The organism is Mycobacterium sp., assembly GCF_049280035.1.
Classification (GTDB): domain Bacteria; phylum Actinomycetota; class Actinomycetes; order Mycobacteriales; family Mycobacteriaceae; genus Mycobacterium.
In genome coordinates this window covers 1-3,662 of sequence record NZ_JBAPPI010000846.1, presented here as the reverse complement: position 1 = coordinate 3,662, position 3,662 = coordinate 1, and the positions used below count along the sequence as shown (strand labels likewise).

General features: G+C 68.0%; 5 protein-coding genes. 3 read left to right on the top strand and 2 right to left on the bottom strand.

Annotated elements, in window-relative coordinates; translation table 11 throughout:
- Nucleotides 1–584, top strand: a 584-nt coding sequence (locus WAN71_RS27080) for a helix-hairpin-helix domain-containing protein (RefSeq protein ID WP_422228272.1), incomplete at its 5' end; no start/stop codon positions are given.
- A gap of 40 nt (nucleotides 585–624) precedes the next feature.
- Here WAN71_RS27080 and WAN71_RS27075 read toward each other — a convergent pair.
- On the bottom strand, nucleotides 625–843 hold the full coding sequence (locus tag WAN71_RS27075; RefSeq protein WP_422228274.1) for a hypothetical protein: 219 nt from the start codon (nucleotides 841–843) through the stop codon (nucleotides 625–627).
- Between WAN71_RS27075 and WAN71_RS27070 the strand changes: the two genes are divergently transcribed.
- Nucleotides 737–2,191: a ComEC/Rec2 family competence protein gene (locus WAN71_RS27070; RefSeq protein ID WP_422228273.1), complete on the top strand. Its 1,455-nt coding sequence runs from the start codon at nucleotides 737–739 to the stop codon at nucleotides 2,189–2,191. The two genes, WAN71_RS27075 and WAN71_RS27070, sit on opposite strands and share 107 nt — an antisense overlap.
- Before the next feature lie 12 nt (nucleotides 2,192–2,203).
- Nucleotides 2,204–3,175, top strand: coding sequence for a DNA polymerase III subunit delta (gene holA / locus WAN71_RS27065; protein ID WP_422228271.1), 972 nt, complete (start codon nucleotides 2,204–2,206; stop codon nucleotides 3,173–3,175).
- A gap of 1 nt (nucleotide 3,176) precedes the next feature.
- On the opposite strand, the gene rpsT is transcribed toward holA, so the two are convergent.
- Entirely contained in the window at nucleotides 3,177–3,437 is a 261-nt protein-coding gene (rpsT, locus tag WAN71_RS27060) for a 30S ribosomal protein S20 (protein WP_422228270.1), read from the bottom strand.
- Nucleotides 3,438–3,662 lie beyond the last annotated feature (225 nt).

The following is a 3,662-nucleotide window of genomic DNA, read 5'->3' as shown; positions in this document are numbered from 1 at the left end:
TGCGTGACCAGCCGGCACCGGTGAGGTCGGCGAAACTGCCGCCGGTCGACGCGGTGGCGTCGGCGAGCCGCGGCCCGAGTTCAAGTCCGACAGCCAAGCCGAGTCAACCGGTGGTGGTCAGTGTGGTTGGCCTGGTGCACACGCCGGGCCTGGTCACCTTGGCGCCCGGCGCGCGCATCGCCGACGCGCTGAAGGCGGCAGGCGGCGCGACGGATGGCGCCGACACCATCGGGTTGAACATGGCCCGCCAGGTCGGCGACGGCGAGCAGATCGTCGTCGGCATCGCACCCGTCAAGGGGCAGCCGCCGGTGTTGGGCAGTTCAGTGAGCTCCGGCTCGGCCGCCCCGGGCGCGCCGGGCACCGCATCTCGTCCGGACAAACCCGGACGGGCTGAGTCGGTCAACCTGAACACCGCAACGGTGCAGCAGTTGGATGCCTTGCCCGGGGTCGGGCCGGTGACGGCGGCTGCCATCGTCGCCTGGCGGGATGCCAACGGCAAGTTCACCAGCGTCGATCAACTCGCCGAGGTCGACGGCATCGGCCCCGCGCGTCTGGAAAAGCTGCGCGCGCTGGTTCGTGTCTAAGACCGGTGCAGCACCCATCCAGCGGCGACGCCGCTACGGCTCAGTCATCGCGCCGCTCCTCCTCATCGCTGCGCTCTGCATCGTCGCCGGCGCGGCTGGATGCCCGTCTGGTGCCGGCCGCATTGACCAGTTGGACGGTCACCGCGGCGGGAATCATATGGCCGATCGGCAGCGTGGTCGGGTCGGTGTGTGCGGTCGGGAGCGCGTTGGGCCTGCTGCTATGGCGCACCGGGCACCGAAGCCCACGGATGCGGGCCATCGGCGTCGGTGTGGTCGCTGTTGGTGTCGTCGGGGCCGGGTTCGGGTTTGCGATTGCGTTGCGCGCCAACGCAGTCGCTCGCCACCCCATCACTGCGGTATTCGGAACGGCTGCGCAGGTCGTGGTCACGCCCAACGAAAGCGCACTCTCGGTGGGCCGCGGCCGACTGATGTTCCGTGCCACTTTGCAGCAACTGGGACAAAACCAGATGTCGGGCCGCGTGGTGGTATTCGCGCCGGCGCGCGATTTCAATGCGGTGATGGTCGGTCAGCCGGTGCGCTTCCGCGCCAGAATCACCCGCCCTACCCGACATGACCTGACGGTGGCGATGGTGAACGCGGTTGGCCAGCCGACGATGGGTCGTGCCGGGCCGGTTCACCGCGCTGCGCACGCAATTCGCGCGGCGTTTGCCGCGACCGCCCGTCAAGTGCTGCCTGCAGACCAAGCGGCGATGCTGCCGGCGCTGGTGCTCGGCGACACTTCGACGGTAAGCACGGTCACCAGCCGAGAATTCCGTGCCGCAGGTTTGACACACCTGACAGCGGTATCCGGCGCCAATGTCACGATCGTGTGCGGAGCGGTGCTGTTCTCGTCGCGGCTGATCGGCCCGCGGGCGGCGGTGGCACTGGCCGGTGTCGCATTGGTGGTGTTCGTCATCGTCGTGCAGCCCACGGCTAGCGTGCTGCGCGCGGCGGTGATGGGCGGGATAGCGCTAGTGGGCGTGCTGTCTTCGCGGCGGCGCCAAGCGATTCCGGGTCTCGCCGCCACCGTGCTGGTGTTAATGGTGACCGCTCCACAGTTGGCCGTCGACGTGGGCCTCGCTTTGTCGGTGGTGGCGACGGCGGCGCTGGTGGTCATCGCGCCGATCTGGTCGCGGCGTCTGGTGGCGGCCGGCTGGCCCAAGCCGCTGGCGGACGCCGTCTGTGTCGCCTGCGCAGCGCAGTTGGTGACGGCTCCACTGATCGCCGGCATCTCGGGTCGGGTGAGCCTGGTGGCCGCCGTCGCCAATCTCGCAGTGGCGGCGCTGATCGCGCCGATCACTGTGCTGGGTAGTGCGGCCGGTGCGCTGTGTTTGTTCTGGCCGGCCGGGGCGCAACTGCTGATCCGGTTCACCGGCCCCGAACTGTGGTGGGTGTTGCGCATTGCGCATTGGGCAGCCGCAGTGCCCGTCGCCAGCCTGCCGGTACCGTCCGGGATTTCCGGTGTCCTGGTGGTCGGCGCTGCCGCTGTGCTGGCCGCGGTGATGTGGCGGCGGCGATGGTTTCGGGCCGGGATGGCGGTCGCAGCCGCGGGGCTGCTCGCCTGGTCCTTGTCGGGCCTGCTGGTAGGGGCTGTCGGCCCGACATGACACGATCGAACAGTGAGCCAGCAGGTTTCGACGTTGCATCTCGTGCTGGGAGATGAGGAGCTGCTGGTCGAGCGCGCCGTCGCGGAGGTGTTGCGGTCGGCACGGCAGCGCGCCGGCACCGACGATGTCCCGGTGAGCCGGCTGCGCGCCGGCGAAGTGGGTGTCTACGAGCTGGCCGAATTGCTGAGCCCGTCACTGTTCGCAGACGAGCGGGTCGTCGTCCTGGAAGCCGCCGGTGAGGCAGGCAAGGACGCCGCCGAATTGATCGCCAACGCCGCTGCGGACATCCCGTCGGGCACCGAGCTGGTAGTCGTGCATTCAGGTGGTGGGCGTGCCAAGGCGTTGGCCAGTCAGCTGCGCGCGCTCGGCGCGCAGGTGTATCCGTGCGCGCGGATCGCCAAGGCCAGCGAGCGTTTCGACTTCGTCCGCAACGAATTTCGCTCGCTGAAGGTCAAGTCCGACAACGACACGATCAGTGCGCTGCTGGATGCGGTCGGCTCCGATATACGCGAACTCGCTTCGGCCTGTTCTCAATTGGTCGCCGACACCGGTGGCCGCGTCGATGTCGCCGCGGTGCGCCGCTATCACGGTGGCAGAGCCGAGGTGAAGGGATTCGACATCGCCGACAAGGCTGTGGCCGGTGACGTCGAAGGGGCTGTTGAGGCGCTGCGGTGGGCGATGATGCGCGGCGAGCCGCATGTGGTGCTGGCCGACGCATTGGCCGAGGCCGTGCACGCTATCGGTCGGGTGGGTCCGCTCTCCGGTGACCCCTACCGCCTGGCTGCCGAAGTCGGGATGCCGCCCTGGCGGGTGCAGAAGGCGCAGAAGCAGGCCCGACGCTGGTCGCGGGACATGGTCGCTATCGCGATGAAGTTGGTGGCGGCACTAAACGCCGACGTCAAGGGTGCGGCCGCTGATGCCGATTACGCGCTGGAAGCGGCGGTGCGAAAAGTCGCCGAGTTAGCGGCCGACGCGGGTCGCTGACTCAGAGCTTGTTGAGGGCGTGCGCCAGCGCTGACTTCTTGTTCGCCGCCTGGTTCTTGTGGATCACGCCCTTGGTGGCCGCCTTGTCCAGCTTGCGGCTGGTGGAGACCAGCAGCTCGGCGGCTTTCTCCTTCTCGCCGGCGGCGGCGGCCTCGCGGAACGCGCGGACGGCCGTGCGAAGCGACGACTTCACCGACTTGTTGCGCAGTCGGGCGCGCTCGTTGGTGCGGTTGCGCTTTTGCTGCGACTTGATGTTGGCCACGCGTAATTCCTTCGACGTAATCTTTTGGCGGCTTGTGGTGTCACGGTTTGCCGTAGCGCGATCTCACGCTTAAGCGGCGACTGCCTAGGGTATCAGTCCCCGATGCAATCACCCAAAGCGAAGACCATGGGCCTGCGGAGCAGGCGGAATTGATGCAGCATGGCACAGTGGCCCTTCGAACTTTGCCTGGAGAAAACAAACGGCAACAGCGCAGTAAGCCGCAAT